Raw genomic sequence first — 17,044 nt, forward strand, 5'->3', positions numbered from 1 at the left:
TCATGACGCCAAATCCGGATGGCGGCCACCAGGCGGCGGCCGAAAACCGAGAATGGGCTTATCGCCCTGTGCCGCCGCGCAATCGCGCCAAGCATCGAAATGGGCACTTGCCGTGTCGCAGATGGTGACGCGCTTTATCTCGCGAGCCGCGTCGACGCCGGCAGCGTAAATCTTGGCATCGCCACCCGTGCCATTGATGATCGACGCCTGCGCCCATCTGAAAGCATGTGGGGCACAGACCCATCCGGCCGGGCCCTCAGACACTGGCCCGTCGTCACAGAGCAGAACAATTGCCGGCCTGCCGATGGTTGCGAGCCGAGCCATAGGGATCGCCTGCAACGGCAGCGGCATGACCAGCACGATTTCACCGGTCAGCACTGCCTGGAAAAGAGCGAGGTGCCACGGTGCATGATCACGCATCTCGCCCATTTTCAGGCTAAGGGTGACTGCATCGATTGTGCCTGGGCACTGGATGACGACCGCTGTCTTCGGCAATTTCATTTCAGGATAAGGGGCATTCATGATCGCGCGCCCCGCTTGCTTCGAGACACACGGCTACTCCTGTCTGTCGCAAGCCTATCGGCGGCAGCTCCGTCGCGGCGGCGCAACTCAGACTCAAAAAACTCTGCGAACTGCAGCAATTCAGCCTGGGTTACCTTGCCGTAGCGCCATAAACGGGCGCCGTCGTAGAGCTGACTGGCGATAGCAACGAGCGTCTGGACGCGAATGTGATTGAGGCCAACTATCGTGACCTGCGGCAGCTTCTGCTCCGGGGGCGTTTCGCCGGTCATCGCACCGCCTCCCGCAGCTCTTCAGCGTGCCGGGCCAGGCGTTCGGCAATCATATGGTGTCCGAGAGCCAATTGAAGATCGGCTTCCCGGTCGAGATCACGTGCTGTGATGGCGCGATTCACCGTTGGCGCGAATGACTTCGCGCAGTGTTCGATGGCGGGACGATGTCTCATCGTTCCGGGCTCCTTTTTAGAGCCAGTCGCAAACGGCGCTTGATTTCGCCTAAGACTTCGCTAGATTACGGCCTGTTCAGGAGCCGTCAGCGTTAGGTCTTATGCGAAACCCTGCGCGTGCCGTTGCGACCGGCATGTTGCAGGGTTTTTCTATGCGGCGACGCGCCTCGAAGATGCACTTTGACGCTGCGCCTTAATGGGAACCAGGCCTAAGGCCAGAGCTATTGCGTCCAGGTCGGCCTCATCTACCGTCCAACGATTTCTTTCGAAATGGGCCGGGAAAAGGCCCGCTACTGCGCCGTTGTAGCAGATCTGATAGGTTGGCGCTTGCTTGCCGGTACGTTCTTTGAGCGCCACGGGGAGACGAGGCAATCCAATTCGGGCCATAATCACTATGCTCCTTATGTTATGTAGTTGAATCGCGGCTGGCAGTTCGGCCTTCTTTCTTCGGAAGTGTCGAAGACTCTTCAAAACCCTTGAGACACAACGACAGAAAAGTAAGGCCAAGATAGTCAAGGATCATTGGTCTCATGAAGATCCGACGCGGCGCTGGCGCTTCTTCCATTTCAGTTGGAAGTGCAAAGAAAAAAGTCTCCGTATCGCCGGGATCAAGACCTAGTGTGAGCGCCGCACGCAATGACGGATAGTATTCAATTTGAAGATTTAAGCTCCAAAGGCGGGATTTAGCGATTTCGTCGTCTGTCTCATTGGCAAGAAAGTCGACAAATGAATCGAGTATTTCACCAAGATTCAAAACGCCATCATTGGCTGCCGATACTGCCGTTTCAACCAAGGGTAGCGTTGCTTCAAATGCCTTAGTTTCTTCATCAGCAAAGAGCATCGTGAGGGCATTGAGACGTTCCCGCTCGCGAACGATCTTTGTGGATTCAGAACGAAGCATCCGAAACTTTCGGACAAATTCAACGCCATCCGCCGGCTGTCCGTTTGAAATGGCCAATGCAACATTGACGACATGATGGGGTTTAACCTGCGCATTTCGAATGCCGCGGCCCGTTGTCAGCCAGAGGTCATCGCCGGCCGTCCGAAGGATCCGGGTGATGTGCTGCACGGTCACCAAAGGTGTCCCAGTCGTCTGTGCGAGCGAAATCTCTGCTTCTGATGCGGTAGCCATACCCTGAATCCTCTTCGCGCCAAGCGAGACATAACAGGAGCATAAAAAAAGAGCAATTAGAAAAGGACACTTTCCTGAACTTTCTTGTAAATGGCGGTTTTCCTATGTATTCTATGCTCAAGCCCGTCGCGGTGACGTTGCAGGGATCAGGATCATGGACGCTAAGCCTCTAAAGAACCCGCGAACCATCTGAGATGCAGGGCCGCCCTCTCACGGAAGCCCAGATTGGCCGCTTCCTTCAGCATCTTGCTGTAAGCGCGAATATTTCGGCATCAGCTCATGCTGTGCTGGTTTCCCGATCGACCGTCTACGCGCGGCGCGATGTTGATCCCGATTTTGCAGCGGCCTGGGATAGTGCTCTTGAAGAGGGCGTCGATGCGCTTGAGGCGGAAGCCTGGCGTCGAGCGATGGACGGCACTGAGGAATACGTCACCTGTGCCAGTGGCCTGATCTACGGCGCGGACGGATTGCCGATCATGCAGTGCCGTTACAGCGACAGCCTCATGAGCTTACTTTTGAAAGGCTATCGGCCGAACGAATTCCGCGGCCGCGCCTCAGTTGAGCAGACTGGGCAAGCAGTCGCTGTGCTGCTGCCCGCAATCCTCAAAGTCACGGCCCACAACGCTTCGGCAAGCGAGATTGGCCTGTGATCGAGCCATTCCGCCTTATCAGGTCGGGCGTCGATGTTGCGCCGCTGGTCGAGCAGCTTGCTGCTCACCCTGAGCTTTGGGGCCAGCAGAAAGCACGCCTGGTTCCTGGCTCGCCCCACTCCGAAACTGTCGATATATGGGTGCGATTCCGCGACGTGGATGCGTATGTCGCTGAATATGGCTCCGACATGGCCCGTTTCGTTGACGAGCACGAAAGCGTCTGGCTGCCTCCGGCGCTTGTCCTGCCGGGTGCCGTGGCCATCGCAACGAACCTCGCAGGCGATCGGCGTCTGGGCGGTGTCCTGATCACCAAAACACCTCCCGGCGGTCAGATTAAGCCGCATGTCGATGGCGGCTGGCACGCCCAGGCGCATGACAAGTTCTATGTCGCCATCCAGGCCGACGATGGCTGCCTGTTCCGTTGGGACGGCTCCGATCTGATCGCGAGCCCAGGAGATATCTGGGAATTCCGCAACGACATCCCGCATTCGGTCGAGAACCATTCGTCTCGCGACCGCCTTTCAATGATCGTCTGCCTTAGGAGAGACTTATGACCGGCTGCAATGGCTGCACGTCCTGCGAACGCGCCGGCATCCAACCCTTCGGCGAAGAATGGCATACGGCTGATGGCGTCTTCATCAAAGAGATGAAGATCCCGCTCGCCGGCACCGTCGTGCCGCAGCATGCGCATTCGTACGATCACACCTCGTTCTTGGTCCGTGGCAGCATTATCGCAGAGGCCGGCGATGCCGATCCGGTCCGATATGACGCGCCACGGGCGATCTTCATCCCCGCTCTGATCAAGCACCGGTTCACGTCGCTTGAGGATATGACAGTAATCCTCTGCATCCACCGCGAGCGCGACGGCGGTGCGGCTATCCACGAAGAACATCAGCTTGAAGGAGTTGCGTGATGCCCTGGGGTGTAGCGGCTGCCGGCGTGGCGGCGGGTGGTTCGATCATCGGCGGCTTAATCGGCGGCAACAGCCAGTCGAAAGACATCGCGGCCAATGAAAAGCTGGCGATCAATCTGGGGCAGCAGAACGCCAACCAGACCGATCTTCTCAATCAGTATTATGTCGCGTCCGGCAACAACGCTTTGACCGATATTGCTGATGCATCCGGTTCGAATGGTGTCGCCGGCCAAGACTACGCATCGTCTCTCTTCCAAACCGATCCCGGCTATCAGTTTGACCTGACCCAGGGCGAGAAAGCGCAGGACAACGGCGCGGCGGCACGCGGCCTCGGCACATCCGGCGCAAATATCCAGGGCGAGACGAATTACGCTGAGGGCCTGGCCGACAATGCTTATTCCAGTTTCTACAATCGGCTGAGTTCGCTGGCCGGCATGGGCCAGACGGCAATCGGCCAAGACGCGAATGCTGGCGCGCAGGCTGCGTCGGGGGCCGCTCAGACGGCGGCAAGTGCTGGGGCCGCGCAGGCTGGCATAACCGGCACTCAAACGTCAGGCATCACGAGCGCGCTAAATTCGTTCTTGAATAACGCAACAACGCAGAACGCGCTCTCGGCCTATGCGAGCCCAACGACCAAAGCGACAGGCGATACTCAGTTTCTTAACGCGCTCTCGGCCAATTAGGAGCCAAAACGATGGCCGTTTTCGACGCAAACGCTTTGACAGATCCGTTCGCGAGCACCCAGTTTAACCTGCCTGGTGATTTGCAAGCCGCGCAACAGATTCGACAGGGCCAGAATGCCCTGACAATGCAAGCCCAGCAGGTCGCTGACCAGCAGCAGGAGGTGGGTCTGCGGCCGGGATTGGCTGCGGGCGATCCACAGGCGCTGAATGCTCTGTCGGTCATTGATCCAAGCATGACGAGTCAGATCATCGCCAACAGATCGGCTCAGGCGATGATCCCCTACAACATCATGCAGCGCCAGGCGCAGACGATGGCGCAAGCTGCTCAAGGCGTTGTTGCTGCGGCGCCAGCTGACCGGCCGGCCGCATATCAGCAGATGCTGGCGAATGTCCGGCCCTATGGTCTCGGCCAGAACCTGCCAGACCAATATCCCGGCGACGGTGCCCTTGATCAGATCGCGATGTTCGGTGCTGATCCAGGAAAGATCCTGAACTATTTGCAAAACCGACCCTATCTTGCCGGCGCTGCAGGCGGGCAACCGCCTAGCGGCGGTGCCTCAGGCCAGAACAACCCGGGCAATCTCAAGAATGTTGGTGGTGACGGCTTCCAGTCCTTCTCGACCCCTGAGGCGGGTGTTGCCGCAACCGAGAATCAGCTTCTCATCGACAACCAGCAACACGGTCTCAAGACCACCGCGCAGATCATCAATAGCTGGGCGCCCCCGTCCGATGGAAACGACACGGCGGCCTACACAGCGGCTGTCGCACAGCAACTCGGCGTCGATCCGAACCAGCCTCTGGATCTGACCAATCCGACCCTGCGCAGCCAGTTCGCCCAAGCCATATTCAAGCAGGAAGGCCATCCGGTGTCATCCGCGCCGGCGCAAGCGGCGGATGGCTCGACCCCCGGCTCCTATACGCCGGGATCGCCTGCTGATGTGCAGGCTGAGGCTCCCCAGCCGGCAGCGGCGCCAGGAGATCAGGCGTCAGCCCCCTCTCAGACCTATGCCCCGGTCATGAAGAATGGGCAGATCATCACTGATGGGAACGGCTACCAGTTGGTTCAGTATGGCGACGGCTCACAGGGCTATGTGCCGGCCAGCGGCGGCCCGGCAGACCCCGCGACGCTCGCTGTGCAGGCCCACATCAAGGCATCGGCGCAGGCAGGATTCCAGCTTGTTCGCGATCCCAACTCGGGTGTCATGATCTATCAGCCGATCCCGGGCGGCCCCGCAGATCCGGCGGCCAAGCACAATCTTGCGGTTGCCGGGGACACAAGCGGGCCCCTTCAGAGCGGAACGCCGCCGGCGGCTGCTCCGGGTACGCCTGCCGCATCGGTCGTGCCCACTCAAAACGCGCTCAGTATGGCAGCTCCCGCTGCCACCCAGCCGGCGCGGACACCCGCTGCTGGGCAAACACCCGCAGGAACGTTCCCTGCGCCTCCTGTCGACCCTTACGCCGGCTTGGCAAACAATGGTGCTCTGGCCACCAGAATGAACGCAGACCGGACGGCAGCCGCGGATGCGGTGAAGGCGAATGCCCCGATCCTGGAAAAGGATCAGCAGCAGATCCAGAACGCGCAGCAATTCGAGCTTGTGAACGCTGGAGCGCCGACCGGGCCTCGCGCTGGATCTGATGCAGCGGCGTGGGCTCGTAGTCATATTCCCTGGACGCCCAGCAATCAGCCTTACCAGACGATGGACAAGATTGCTGCCGAGATGAAGGTCTCCGGACTGCCGTCAGGAATGGGACGTCTTGACTTGCCTGTCATTCAGGCCGTGGCCAAACAGCAGCCATCTGTCACGAACTACCGCGACGTGAACAGCAACATCGCGAATGTTCAAATCGGCCGAGCTCGGCGCGACATGATGTATCGTCAGGCGCAAAATCAGTGGGCGCAGCAAAACGGAACGCTTGCTGGCTTCGACCAGATGTGGGGCGACTATGCGGATAATGTCCCGGCTTACCTAGTGAGCGCCGACGGTTCGCGGACAACCGTCAACACGGCGGCGCCGTCATTCCGCGACTGGGTTTGGAACCGCACAGATCAAAACACCGGTCGCTACAATCCCGCGCTTGCTTCTGTGCCCGACAGCCAGTTGTCGGGTGGGCAGCCCCAGGCACAATCGCAAGGGCAGCCGACGCCTCAACAGGCCGCGCCGCAGAGCCAAATGCCCCAGCCGCAGCAGGCGGCCGGCAATCCGCAAAGCGCTGCATCTCAACAGGGCGGAGCGGTTTTTCACGTCGCAAACTCGGCGGATTACGCCAGCGTTCCAAGTGGCGCCCGCTATGTCTCGCCAGACGGCGTTTTGAGGGTGAAGCAGTAATGGCCGACGCATCGCAGCCCTGGCTGAATGATCCCATCGTCTCGCAGGCATCGCCTGCGGCACAGGCGGCGGCACAGCCCTGGTTGAAAGACCCCGTCGTTTCGCAATCGCCCCCGCCGCCACAGCAGGCGGACGTGCCGGTCATCGATATCTCTGCGTCTGGGCCAAACCAGAATCCGGCAGCACCAATGGGACAGCCCGGGTCAGGCTATATGCTGTCGAACGTCGGTGGTGGCGGTCAGAACGTCGGCGTAAACGCGACTGTTCCAGCCCAGCCAGCGCCGGCGCCTGTCGCGCAAACCGCGCCCCCGGTAACCCCTGCCGTTGCGGCTTCTATTCCAGCACAGGCGCCCCCGCCGCAGGCGACTGCGACGTCGCCCGCCAATCCGCCAGGCTTGCCGCTGCCCCCTGCACCCACGACGTCCACGGCCCCACCCGGGAGCCATCTGCCGCTTCCTCCGCCGCAGGCGGCCCAGTCCCAGCAAACCCAACCTGCCAGCCCTGCGTCGAACCAGCCGCAACCTGCTGATAGCAGCGTGGCGCCCCTCCCCTCACCCGCGCAGGTTTCTCAACCAGCGCCGCCTCAGGGTGGAGCGCTGCAGGGATTGTCTGACGCGGCTTTCGCCACGCTGGATCAGATACCCGGCGTCAACCAAGTTGGCGCGGCCACGGATGCAGCCCTAGGTTATCTCATCGGGCAGGGCTCGCAGGCGCCCACGTTCGGCGCGAGATATCAGCAGAACTTGCAAGCCAATCTGGCCAGGCTGAACTCAATCCCGGCTGCACTGCGCGTGCCGGCGGGCATGGTAGGCAACACCGCAGCGGCGATCACCGGTGGGGGCGTAATCGGCGTTGGTGCCGATGCGCTGGCTAGTGCCATCCCGGCTGTTGCTCCCACGCTCAATGCTCTGTCGAGCCTACCCTCCATCCTGCGGTTCGCCGGTGCCGGCGCAGCCCAGGGCGCGGTTCAAGGCGCATCCGACGCGCCGACGAATGCTGGCATCCTGCCGGGTGCGGCGGAAGGTGCTGGGCTTGGCGCGGTTGCGGGAGCTGTGCTCCCGGCGGTTGGTCAGGCTGTCGGTGGTGGCGCGCGCATGGCGGCGAACTATGTGCGGCCGTTCCTCGGCCACACCAATGCCCTGACGGATGCCGCCGGCAATGCCATGCTCCGCCAAAATGGCCAGCCGATTATGGCAACGGCCGGACAGATCCAGATGGCCGGGCGCCACTTGGTAGACTCTGCTGACGATCCCGATGCGGTGCGCGCTTCGCTCGCCGGCGGCGCCAACGAAATCGTGCCAGGCTCAACACCAACGACCTTCCAGCAGACGGGAGATATGGGCCTCGGTGGCGTCGAGCGCGCCGTGGCCACGCGGAACCGTGGCGTGTTCAACAAGGCGATCGCCAACCAGAACAGCGCACGCCTCGCATCCTTGGGCAGCTTCCAAGGCACCGGAGATCCCAGTCAGGTCAGAGATCTCGTGCGCGCCCATCTCGATGCGATCGACAAGACGGTCTCTGATCTTCAGGGACAGGCACCTGGGGCGAGCGCCCGCGTCGCGCAGGCTGGTGAAGGCCGCGTTGCCACCGCCCGCGGTCAGGCAAACCAGGCGGCGAGCGCAATCGGCGGCCGGGACACGCCCGAGGCCTACGGTGCCGCGATGCGTGCCCGACCGGATGCAGCCGAGCAGGCAGCCCGTGAACAAGAATCCGCGCTATGGGATGCGGTCGATCCCGAGGGCAAGCTCGTCATGGACGTGACGCCCATCCGTAAGGAAGCCAGGGCGATCACCGGCGAGCAGACGAAATCTGCGAAGCCTTTCAGCAGCGCTGAGAACCAAATCTACGGTGCCGCGAGCTCCTACCGCGCCGGCGAACCCTTCAAGGAAGTCAGCGATCTTCGGCAGAACATCAACGATGCCATCTCGCGTGAGCTGGAGCACGGACGCACGCCTGGCTACGCTCGCCTGTCCCGCTTTAAGGCGGTTTTGGATCATGCTATCGACAGCGCCGTAGAGCGCCACGCGCAGCGGGAAGCTTTGGCAGTTGCCGAAGGCCGGATGCGCCCCGGCGATACGATGGCTGCGCGACTTCAGGAAAAGAACGATGGTTGGGCGGCAGGCACCGCGAATTCCTCCGGAGGCCAAGGGCAAGATAGCCGTTCAGCTTTCACTGAACCAAGTCGCTCCCGAGGAGCAGATGGCCTATCTGGCTTGGGTGGAACAGGAAGCTCGTCGGGACGGCGACCAGGAAATGCTGGAGGCAATCCGGGACTGGCGGCTGGATCAGCAAATCAACGGCCCGGTCCCTCCCTCCTCGCCTTTCTGACGCAACGCGGCGGCGTCACCGATCCCGGTGGCGATCTTGCCGCAATGGATGCCGGGCCGCAGCGCGTCGGTCTTCTGCGGCGCACCGGTGGCCAGTCGCTGGATTACGCGCGGGAGGCGGCTGTCGAAGCCGGCTATCTGCGTCCAGGCGCTTCAACCAATGACCTGCTCGAAGCCATCCGGTCTGAATTGGCCGGCCGCAAAGTCTATCCGCCGGAACAGCAGGCTGGGCTCGACCTGGCTTCGAATACCGAGCGTGAAGCGGCGCGGCAGTCCGACGCCATGATGGGTGCGCGTGAAGACGTGCGGATGGCGGCCGACAATGCCGGCGTGCGCCTGGCGCCTGCCGAAACGGACCATGCGACTGACCTCGTGATGCGCGGCATGGATCCCCACGATGCAGTCGACCACGCCGTCCGGTACGGCGATCAGGCAGCCCTGACCCGGGACACGTCCCTGCAGCAAATGGGACCGGCCGGCGTGCGACCGGAAGCCGAGCAAGGTCTTCTGACAATGCCGGAGCCTCCTGCTGGCCATGACGGCGGCCCGCGGGTCAATTTCGATGAAGACGCCGCATCACGGCTGAGGGCGGCGGTTGACTTCAGTAATGACCGCCATCAGCGCTTCAACGTCGGAGCCGTAGGCGACATGGTTCGCCGCAGCTCGCAGGGCGGTTTTGTCCGCTCCGATGCCAGCGTTCCGCAGGGTATCCTGCGGCCGGGCGCCAAAGGGCGCGAAGTCCTCAACGCCTATGAGAACGCCGGCGGCGACATGAACGCTGCGCGGGACGCTTTGGCGATGCAAGCTCGTCTCAAAGCCATCAAGCCAGACGGCACCCTCAATCCCGACGCCCTTTCCCGGTTCCGGCGCGACTACGGGCGAGCTTTGTCACACCCCGCCATGCACTCGCTCAATCAGGCGCTCAGCACGGCAGAAGGGGCAGAGCGTGCGGTTGGCGATGCCGCGACGCGCGCCAAGGAGGCGCTGATTGCTCATGATCAGCAAGCTGCGGCGCAGATCCTGAATGCCCAGCAGGTCGGTCGGCAATTCCGTTCAACGGTCGCCGGCCAGTTCGCGAAAGCCGACGCCCCCGATGACGTCGTGCGCCAGGTCGGCGCCCTCTTCAGCAACAGCAATGCCACTTCGCGGTTTGCTCAGCTTGCCGCCCTCACCAAGGGCAATCAGGCCGCTATCGACGGCGTTCGGCGTGCGATCGTCCAGCATATGGAAATGCGGCTGGTGTCCAACACTGAGGCGGGCACCTCCAGTCAGGGGAAGATCTCCGCAGATGCCTTCCAGACTTTCATGCGCCAGAACCGGAGCGCGCTGCGGCAGTTCTTCACCGAGAACGAGGTCAACACAATGGACCTCATCGGCAAGGACATTCAGCGGTCGCTGCGATCCCGCGACGCGATCAGGCTGGCTGGGGAATCCAATACGGCCGGCGACCAGGAAGACGCGCGGAAGTTCACCCTTGCCAGCCGGATCGGCAAAGCCTTCGTCGTCCAAGCCCTGAGCGGCGGCACATTGGGCATCCTGGGCGGCGAGAGCGGCGCGCTAACGGGTGAAATCTTTGGCGTGGGTGCAGCCGTGGCTCGCGACGTTCTGGCGTCCATGCGCCTGGCTGGGATTAACAAGGTGGACGACCTCGTGACTGAGGCGATGCTGCACCCAGAGGTCGCGCGTATCCTCATGTCGAAAGTCACCCCAGAGAACCAGTCTCGCATCCTGTGCGGACTATCCCACGCGGTGACGCGGGCGAGCGCCTCGAACCTCGCCGTGCAGGCCAACGAAACGGGATACAACGAGCCCGCGCCGAGTGCCGCATGGGTGCCGCCGGCCGCACAGATGAACGTGCTGTCGACGCTGACGCGGTAGGGCGCTGGCTCCTTCACCCTTTCCCCCGCATAGTGGGGCTGCGGCAAAGCCGTTAAAGGGGAACGACATGAGATACGCCTGGGTTCCGTTCATCGCCCTTGTGACGCTGGCCACCCCTGCCCTCGCCCACAAATCCTACCCGCCGGTCACGCCGGACATTTCCTGCCCAGGCGATCGGGTCGTATGGGTGAACACCAACAGCGGCGTTTATCACTACGAGGGCGAGCGCTGGTTTGGGCGCACCAAAAGCGGTCAGTTTGAGTGCGAGAAGCAGGCTAAAGCGGAGGGTGACCACGCGACGGAGAATGGGCAGTAGCTCGGAGATTGAGCTCACCAACTTTAAGATTGAAGGTTCTCGGATTTTCCAGCGTTGAGCAAACGCGGATAAGGCATTCCAGGCAAAGGGAAAAACTGTCTAAAGTCAAATTCGAAAGGAGGCATTTTGTCTCCCCTTACGTTTTCCAGTTCAACTTTTAGCAACATCTGACCTATCTGATGATGAATTCCATGGCAAATATCATCGATACTCTCGTCTCTGATCCAAGGTCTTTTTCTTTGTTGAGAAAGCAAATATTTCTTGTCAATGTGGAATAAAATATAGCCATCACCTGGCCGCAAATATCGCAATCGTCCATCAGGAAAGGTTGTGCACATATTCCAATCGAACTGCTCGTCAAAAGTGAGCAACCGATATGGATCTCGGTTTTGACGCCTTATTTTGGTAGCAGGATCGATCTTTGTGGCCATCACTGCGGTAATTACCGCTACACCGAGGCCTTTATTTCTCAGAGTTACATGGGTGTCTTTTGCGTCCAGATGGAAATCTAGATCAAGAAGGGGGCGGATATTCTCGAACAAAGACCGCCTGTTCATCCGAGCGGTTTGTCTTGCTATCCAAAGGCTTCCGCCCGACACCCCGAGTGCGCATATTCCTGTTACAATTCCCGCGATATCTCTCAGGTGGGAAATTGTATTCCAGGTTACCATAGCACCTTCGACTCAATACTTGCCCGAGCGCTCGGCGCAATGACGAGATTTATTTGTCAGCGATGCGCGAGCTGCTTTCGCGCGGATCGCTGACCATCGCTTCCTGCCCCGAGGACTCTACCGGGACAGCGCAGCAGCCTTGATCCTCGGTGCGATCGGCGGCCGTGACGGCTGAAGCGTGAGCCCCCTCCCCCCGATCTCGACCTTCGCATCCGGATAAACAGCCAACGCCAGGTTCAAGTTCTCCACAAAAACCGTTCGGAAATGGTCGAGGCGCGACACCCCTCCCCCGAACTGGGCATGGAGAGCCTTCCAGGTCACGTCACGGTCGCCTGCGAGCGCATGAAGCCGGTAGGCCAGCCAGCAATAGATGTCCAAGGCCATGGAATGGCGGTTAATGGCCCGAATAGCAGCATCATCGACCGGAACCGGGTGGCGCTTTAGCTGCTCGAAGAAGGTTTCAGAGAGCCTGACCGTCTCGAGGAAACCTGAGGTATTTCGAATCGCCCCGCCAAAGTCCTCACTTTGGCCCCCGGCAGAGTCCTCACTCAGATACGAGGAGGTATCGCCGAACATGGCCGTATCGACGATGTGCTGCTGGATAAGACCTTCTTTGCCAGCCGAATGCAGGTGGAAGGAAATCCGGCACCGGGTAATGCGTTCGGCCTGCTCACGGATCGACTGAATGCTCTTGCCGCCGGGCGTGATGCCCATCTTCCCAAGCCAATCTCTCAAGCTTTTCCCAAGCTCTACTGATCGGCTGTTGGTCTTGAGGGCTTCGCTTTGGAGGTAGAGCATGATGAGGCGTGCGCGGGAGCCATAGGGCACTCCCACCGAGATTGGCGGTCCGGAGGGCATTGTGCGGCGGCCTGGCTCGACCAGCAGGGTGACCCGCTCGGTCCTAAGCTGCCAAGGGGCGTCGTCTGGGAGCCTTTTGTGAGGAAGAGCTGCTTGTGCCCAGCCAGAAAATAGGAAGGCGGTCCCACTCTCCTCGTCAGCGAGGAAATTCGCGGCTACATCCACGACACGACGGTCGAAATTGAACTGGAGAGCTTGCTGCTTCCCCTTCTCGACCAGAAGATCGTGAATTGTTCCCATCGACTCGGCTGCCCTGTCTCTCAAAACAAACTCTGGCCGATTGAGCTGGCTTTGTCGCTGAGGACTGTGGCGGGGATGGGTATTAGTGAAGGATATTAGGTTAGTTCTATTAGTATGTCCTGTCAGAGTCCTCGGGATAAGTCGGTGATTTTACGGGAAATCCACGAGTCGAAGGTTGCCGGCGATCCCGCGAAAGTCCTCACGCTTTCCCGGCAAAGTCCTCACTTACAACGTCGGCTTTTGATGCTGTGTGAGCGCGTGCAAGTCATCGTCTGAATTTTTAGCACCCGAGTCGGGCTACGAGCCTCAGTGTTCAGCGAGAGCCGCATCATGCCGGATCTGGTAGGCGCGCTGGTTATCCAATGATGTCGCGCATTGGCCCGCTAGATCAGCTTCTAGGGTGCCTCCCCTAAAAGCGTCACCTTCCAGATTACATTCAGCCTGTTTGTAAGCTCGCCAGCGATCTTCAGCGATTTGGAAATCGTTGCCGAGTTGCGGGACGTTTTTCCTAAAGTCTTGTTCCGCAGCGTGCACGTTTGCCTCGGCATTTTGATACTCGCGATCCAAGCACGCGCGGATATCATTCTCATGATTTTGAGCCATGCAATGGTCTGCGGCAATTACCGGGCAGGGAATGCCAAGACCCACGAGGGAGAAAACTGCAGCGCGGACGGTCTGCGGGCTTAACCAAGGTTTAAATGACCGTATCCACGTAACGCTGTCAGCACGCCTTGACGTGTTGTTCATTTCCTCCGCGGCGTCCGGTCCTCGAGGTCTGCCTCAGCAACAGCGATGCCGGCGTCCCGAAGCGCGTGGCTGACGACCTGCTTCATGGTCAGCCCCCTCTCCTTCGCTGTCGCCATGATAGCGTCGATCGTGGAGGTGCGGACCCGCAGATTAAGGGTGGTGGCCGGATCTGGTGGTGGGGCGACTACTGGCGTGACCGCAGGAGACGTTGCCACCGAAGCCCCCTCCCCTCCCCCGCTTGGCTGGCTCTGAACCGGCGCAGGCTGATGGACGATCTGCGCCGGCGGTTGCTGTGGCGCTGTGCTGGTCGCAATAGCCAGTGCCTCTTCAGGCGACGGACGACGAGCTTTCAATGGTGCCTTCATGTGCGCACACTCATACGTCGTTACGTGTGGACGTGGGTATCCAACCTAATTTGATCAGCTCTTCTATGAGAGCTGAAACTTCGGCCGCGGCCGGCCCAGAGGTTGGGAGCCGCCCCGAGTAGGACATTTCCCCGTAGGCCACGAGGTCCGATAGCGAGCTTAGAAGACGTGGCAGCTTGGCGCGGTCCGCCTCTGCCTCCGCATGCTTGGCCAGCGAGGTGCGACGCACTCTATTGAACATCACCCGCGCCGGGATATCGCGTCGGGCAGCCTTGGCCAGCCCATCCACAAGGCGAACAGTCTTCTCAGCTTCCGTGATGTCCGCTTCGCCGGCCAGTGTCGGCACCAGCACTGCGTCGGCCGAGGTCATGGCGACCGTAGCTGCCCGATTTCCGAACCCTGCGGTATCGACCAGCACCAGATCTGCTGTTTCGGCTTTGGTGCCAATCAGATGTGCGAGCTGTGTTTCATCTGGCTCGGCGAATGTCTCAAAGGTTGGGCCCTCGTAGGTAGATGTTGCCCAACGGGAGAGCGCTTGCGTGGGGTCAGCGTCCAGAACGACGAGCTTACACTGGCCGGCGAGACTTCCCGCGAGAACCTGGCAGAGCGTCGTTTTGCCAGGGCCGCCCTTGCTGCTGGCAACGGTAAGCACCGTCATACTGATATTCCTACGTCAGAGCGTCGTTACGTCGTGACGCAGAGAAGACATTACGCGCGATTCGGGTCAAGCAATTGACGCCATCCGTTTCGAAAAGAGCCGCCTTGCCAGCTAGGTGTATAGGCATAGCTACGTAGTTACGTGCTGTCGTGATGATGATCTTCGATGACGCTGATAATGCGCTCATGCATCAGAAAGATAGAATTTTCCTCCGCAGCAGGACCGCCGACAGTGCCAGGAGCGAAGTTTGGTAAAGGGACCGTGCACACACCGAGAGGACGGGGAGGGGAGGGCGCAACGATTACCGCACGTCGACACGTATAGTCGTAGAGCCGTAACGCTGATGGTCCAGCACTACGTATTATCGTAACGCCGTAGTGTTTCATCAATCATGAGGCCGGCTGTGGCTCCAGCGCTTCCAATAGCGCAATGGCGCGGACCAACCGAGCGCTCGCTCGAGTATCGGCTTGTTGGGCTAGCCCAAGTGACATGTGCCGGCGGAGGAGGGGAGGGGCTCGCGCATTACAGGTTTGCATCCCACGGCCTAGAAGCGGGATGGTGAGCATCGCAGGAAAAGCATTACGCACCTTTGTCGTTACGTATCGCCGCAACAAAACAATTACGTAATGCCTTACTTCCGCTGGAATAAGGCGCCGTGCGAACTGTGTTGCGGCAGCTTCTGCAGGCGGCCTTCCCCTGCTGCCTGACATTATGCATGCTGCAGAAAAATAATCGGGGAACGGCCCAAGCCATGAAGATCACCTTCACATACACGTTTTATCGGCCGTCACAGGATGGGGCAAGTTCATCGCAATTCACCCTGGATCGTGAGATCGAGGTAGCCGGTCCCCCAACTGAAAAAGGTTATCCGACGCACGCCCAGCTCGCTCAGGCTGAGGCTGCATTCCGAACCTGGTTTGCATCATCTGTGGCGGACGGGCGCCTCATTTCCCGTGAGGCGAAGAGCTCCGACAAGAGCATCCTCTACAGCACCTATCGCTGCACCCTTCCATTATAATGTGCACCGCGGTTCGCGTGACGCTGATACGGCATGACGTCGTTACGTGCTGGCATTCTGGTCAGTGATGCCGTTTCACTTATTGCACTTACGGGTATGTTTACCCTAACTAAGCGACGAAGGAGAAACGCTATGACCCTCTCGATGCTTCAGACGGTTGAGCCAAGCAGCATCTCCGACAGCGACAAGCGGGCCGCCCAGGACGCAAGCCGTGCTCTAGCGCAGCTCAGTGGCCGCGGCAGCGTGCATGTCGAGGCTGAGGCTGCGAATGGCTCCCATCAAACCTTTGTTCTGCCGGCGGCTGCTGTGCGGCTGCTCACGGACATGCTTGTCCACCTAGCTGACGGCCGGGCGGTGTCAGTGATGCCTGAGAATGCCGAGCTGACGACGCGCCAGGCGGCCGACATGCTGAACGTGTCACGGCCACATCTGGTAAAGCTAATGGGGGAGGGGGCTATCGACTTTCATATGGTCGGCACCCATCGCCGGCTGCTGTTGGAAGACGTCATCTCCTTCAAGGCACGCCGGCACCAGGAAACGGGCCGAGCCATGGACGAGCTTGCCGCAGAGGCTCAAGAGCTGGGCATGGGCTATTAGCCTGTGGCTTTCGTCGCCCTCTTCGACGCGAATGTCCTCTATCCGGCTCCGCTTCGCGACCTCCTGATCCGGTTAGCACGCACCGGGCTCTTCCAGGCTCGGTGGACCGAGAAAATCCACGACGAATGGACAACGGCACTGCTACGGACCAGGCCCGAGCTTGCCGATCGGCTTCCGCGGACCCGCACGCTACTAAACAGCGCGATCGATGACTGTTTGGTTGAAGGTTACGAGACCCTGATCCCGGCGCTGGAGCTTCCCGATCCAGACGATCGGCATGTCCTAGCTGCCGCAATCGTCGGCGGCGCCGATGTCATAGTGACCCAAAACATTCGAGACTTCCCGGCGGAGAAGCTTGCCCCGTTTCGGATCGATGTGCAGCACCCAGACAAGTTCATCCGGCACACGCTGGATCTGGACGAGGCAGTTGCATTGTCGGCGGTGCGAGAGGCGAGGGGGGCTCTGAAGAATCCGCCTAAGACCGTTGAGGAGTTCCTTGACACGCTAGCGCAGCAGGGATTGGCTGAGACAGTGGCATTTTTGCGCGTGCGCTCAATGACGTTTTGATCTCGCACGATAACGACGCCATTGAAACCCAAGATCGCACGACTGCTTTCGACCCAAGCCGGTCGCCAGCGCCCAAATCGGGTCATTCCGACAGCGGACATTCAGCGAAGAGGTAGCTTGTCGCCTTCGCGCC

18 protein-coding genes are annotated in these 17,044 nt (G+C 60.3%); 10 read left to right on the forward strand and 8 right to left on the reverse strand.

The window, feature by feature from the left end:
• From ASILVAE211_RS24125 to ASILVAE211_RS24140, 4 genes are all read right to left on the reverse strand, one after another.
• Positions 1-420, reverse strand: a complete 420-nt coding sequence (locus ASILVAE211_RS24125; RefSeq protein WP_227323921.1) for a hypothetical protein — start codon at positions 418-420, stop codon at positions 1-3.
• A 98-nt stretch (positions 421-518) separates the two neighbouring features.
• Complete coding sequence (locus ASILVAE211_RS24130; protein ID WP_227323922.1) at positions 519-791, reverse strand: hypothetical protein; 273 nt, start codon at positions 789-791, stop codon at positions 519-521.
• Complete coding sequence (locus tag ASILVAE211_RS24135; protein WP_227323923.1) at positions 788-964, reverse strand: hypothetical protein; 177 nt, start codon at positions 962-964, stop codon at positions 788-790. Before ASILVAE211_RS24135 ends, ASILVAE211_RS24130 begins: the two co-directional genes overlap by 4 nt.
• A 406-nt stretch (positions 965-1,370) precedes the next feature.
• On the reverse strand, positions 1,371-2,096 hold the full coding sequence (locus tag ASILVAE211_RS24140; protein ID WP_227323924.1) for a hypothetical protein: 726 nt from the start codon (positions 2,094-2,096) through the stop codon (positions 1,371-1,373).
• Positions 2,097-2,290: 194 nt separating this feature from the next.
• On the opposite strand from ASILVAE211_RS24140, the gene ASILVAE211_RS24145 reads away from it, so the two are divergent.
• From ASILVAE211_RS24145 to ASILVAE211_RS24175, 7 genes are all read left to right on the forward strand, one after another.
• A complete protein-coding gene (locus tag ASILVAE211_RS24145; RefSeq protein ID WP_227323925.1) occupies positions 2,291-2,746 on the forward strand; it encodes a hypothetical protein in 456 nt (151 codons plus the stop codon).
• A complete protein-coding gene (locus tag ASILVAE211_RS24150) occupies positions 2,743-3,300 on the forward strand; it encodes an aspartyl/asparaginyl beta-hydroxylase domain-containing protein (RefSeq protein WP_227323926.1) in 558 nt (185 codons plus the stop codon). Before ASILVAE211_RS24145 ends, ASILVAE211_RS24150 begins: the two co-directional genes overlap by 4 nt.
• The gene (locus ASILVAE211_RS24155; protein ID WP_227323927.1) at positions 3,297-3,659 is read left to right on the forward strand and encodes a cupin domain-containing protein; all 363 of its coding nucleotides are present in this window, start codon (positions 3,297-3,299) and stop codon (positions 3,657-3,659) included. The genes ASILVAE211_RS24150 and ASILVAE211_RS24155 overlap by 4 nt, the downstream gene beginning before the upstream one ends.
• Positions 3,659-4,342 (forward strand): hypothetical protein, encoded by a 684-nt coding sequence (locus tag ASILVAE211_RS24160; RefSeq protein ID WP_227323928.1) that lies wholly within the window; start codon positions 3,659-3,661, stop codon positions 4,340-4,342. The genes ASILVAE211_RS24155 and ASILVAE211_RS24160 overlap by 1 nt, the downstream gene beginning before the upstream one ends.
• Before the next feature lie 11 nt (positions 4,343-4,353).
• The gene (locus ASILVAE211_RS24165; protein ID WP_227323929.1) at positions 4,354-6,669 is read left to right on the forward strand and encodes a hypothetical protein; all 2,316 of its coding nucleotides are present in this window, start codon (positions 4,354-4,356) and stop codon (positions 6,667-6,669) included.
• Positions 6,670-7,274: 605 nt separating this feature from the next.
• Complete coding sequence (locus ASILVAE211_RS24170) at positions 7,275-10,874, forward strand: hypothetical protein (protein WP_227323930.1); 3,600 nt, start codon at positions 7,275-7,277, stop codon at positions 10,872-10,874.
• A 67-nt stretch (positions 10,875-10,941) separates the two neighbouring features.
• Complete coding sequence (locus tag ASILVAE211_RS24175; protein ID WP_227323931.1) at positions 10,942-11,190, forward strand: hypothetical protein; 249 nt, start codon at positions 10,942-10,944, stop codon at positions 11,188-11,190.
• A 23-nt stretch (positions 11,191-11,213) separates the two neighbouring features.
• Here ASILVAE211_RS24175 and ASILVAE211_RS24180 read toward each other — a convergent pair whose 3' ends face one another.
• The 4 genes from ASILVAE211_RS24180 to ASILVAE211_RS24195 form a co-directional block, all read right to left on the reverse strand.
• The gene (locus tag ASILVAE211_RS24180) at positions 11,214-11,732 is read right to left on the reverse strand and encodes a hypothetical protein (protein ID WP_227323932.1); all 519 of its coding nucleotides are present in this window, start codon (positions 11,730-11,732) and stop codon (positions 11,214-11,216) included.
• A gap of 246 nt (positions 11,733-11,978) precedes the next feature.
• Positions 11,979-12,959, reverse strand: coding sequence for a replication protein RepA (locus ASILVAE211_RS24185; protein WP_227323933.1), 981 nt, complete (start codon positions 12,957-12,959; stop codon positions 11,979-11,981).
• Between the two features lie 306 nt (positions 12,960-13,265).
• Positions 13,266-13,706: a lysozyme inhibitor LprI family protein gene (locus ASILVAE211_RS24190; RefSeq protein WP_227323934.1), complete on the reverse strand. Its 441-nt coding sequence runs from the start codon at positions 13,704-13,706 to the stop codon at positions 13,266-13,268.
• Positions 13,707-14,081: 375 nt separating this feature from the next.
• On the reverse strand, positions 14,082-14,729 hold the full coding sequence (locus ASILVAE211_RS24195) for a ParA family protein (protein WP_227323935.1): 648 nt from the start codon (positions 14,727-14,729) through the stop codon (positions 14,082-14,084).
• Between the two features lie 715 nt (positions 14,730-15,444).
• Between ASILVAE211_RS24195 and ASILVAE211_RS24200 the strand changes: the two genes are divergently transcribed.
• From ASILVAE211_RS24200 to ASILVAE211_RS24210, 3 genes are all read left to right on the forward strand, one after another.
• The gene (locus ASILVAE211_RS24200; protein ID WP_227323936.1) at positions 15,445-15,747 is read left to right on the forward strand and encodes a hypothetical protein; all 303 of its coding nucleotides are present in this window, start codon (positions 15,445-15,447) and stop codon (positions 15,745-15,747) included.
• A 132-nt stretch (positions 15,748-15,879) separates the two neighbouring features.
• A complete protein-coding gene (locus tag ASILVAE211_RS24205; RefSeq protein WP_227323937.1) occupies positions 15,880-16,344 on the forward strand; it encodes an excisionase family DNA-binding protein in 465 nt (154 codons plus the stop codon).
• A gap of 3 nt (positions 16,345-16,347) precedes the next feature.
• On the forward strand, positions 16,348-16,911 hold the full coding sequence (locus tag ASILVAE211_RS24210) for a PIN domain-containing protein (protein WP_227323938.1): 564 nt from the start codon (positions 16,348-16,350) through the stop codon (positions 16,909-16,911).
• Positions 16,912-17,044 lie beyond the last annotated feature (133 nt).

The organism is Acidisoma silvae (assembly GCF_020618775.1).
Taxonomy (GTDB): domain Bacteria; phylum Pseudomonadota; class Alphaproteobacteria; order Acetobacterales; family Acetobacteraceae; genus Acidisoma; species Acidisoma silvae.

Bases quoted from the DNA above. Each gene is read 5' to 3' on its own strand.
- ASILVAE211_RS24125 (WP_227323921.1), bottom strand. From the start codon at position 420: ATGCGTGATCATGCACCGTGGCACCTCGCTCTTTTCCAGGCAGTGCTG.
- ASILVAE211_RS24130 (WP_227323922.1), bottom strand. From the start codon at position 791: ATGACCGGCGAAACGCCCCCGGAGCAGAAGCTGCCGCAGGTCACGATA.
- ASILVAE211_RS24135 (WP_227323923.1), bottom strand. From the start codon at position 964: ATGAGACATCGTCCCGCCATCGAACACTGCGCGAAGTCATTCGCGCCA.
- ASILVAE211_RS24140 (WP_227323924.1), bottom strand. From the start codon at position 2,096: ATGGCTACCGCATCAGAAGCAGAGATTTCGCTCGCACAGACGACTGGG.
- ASILVAE211_RS24145 (WP_227323925.1), top strand. From the start codon at position 2,291: ATGCAGGGCCGCCCTCTCACGGAAGCCCAGATTGGCCGCTTCCTTCAG.
- ASILVAE211_RS24155 (WP_227323927.1), top strand. From the start codon at position 3,297: ATGACCGGCTGCAATGGCTGCACGTCCTGCGAACGCGCCGGCATCCAA.
- ASILVAE211_RS24160 (WP_227323928.1), top strand. From the start codon at position 3,659: ATGCCCTGGGGTGTAGCGGCTGCCGGCGTGGCGGCGGGTGGTTCGATC.
- ASILVAE211_RS24165 (WP_227323929.1), top strand. From the start codon at position 4,354: ATGGCCGTTTTCGACGCAAACGCTTTGACAGATCCGTTCGCGAGCACC.
- ASILVAE211_RS24175 (WP_227323931.1), top strand. From the start codon at position 10,942: ATGAGATACGCCTGGGTTCCGTTCATCGCCCTTGTGACGCTGGCCACC.
- ASILVAE211_RS24185 (WP_227323933.1), bottom strand. From the start codon at position 12,959: ATGGGAACAATTCACGATCTTCTGGTCGAGAAGGGGAAGCAGCAAGCT.
- ASILVAE211_RS24190 (WP_227323934.1), bottom strand. From the start codon at position 13,706: ATGAACAACACGTCAAGGCGTGCTGACAGCGTTACGTGGATACGGTCA.
- ASILVAE211_RS24195 (WP_227323935.1), bottom strand. From the start codon at position 14,729: ATGACGGTGCTTACCGTTGCCAGCAGCAAGGGCGGCCCTGGCAAAACG.
- ASILVAE211_RS24200 (WP_227323936.1), top strand. From the start codon at position 15,445: ATGCTGCAGAAAAATAATCGGGGAACGGCCCAAGCCATGAAGATCACC.
- ASILVAE211_RS24205 (WP_227323937.1), top strand. From the start codon at position 15,880: ATGACCCTCTCGATGCTTCAGACGGTTGAGCCAAGCAGCATCTCCGAC.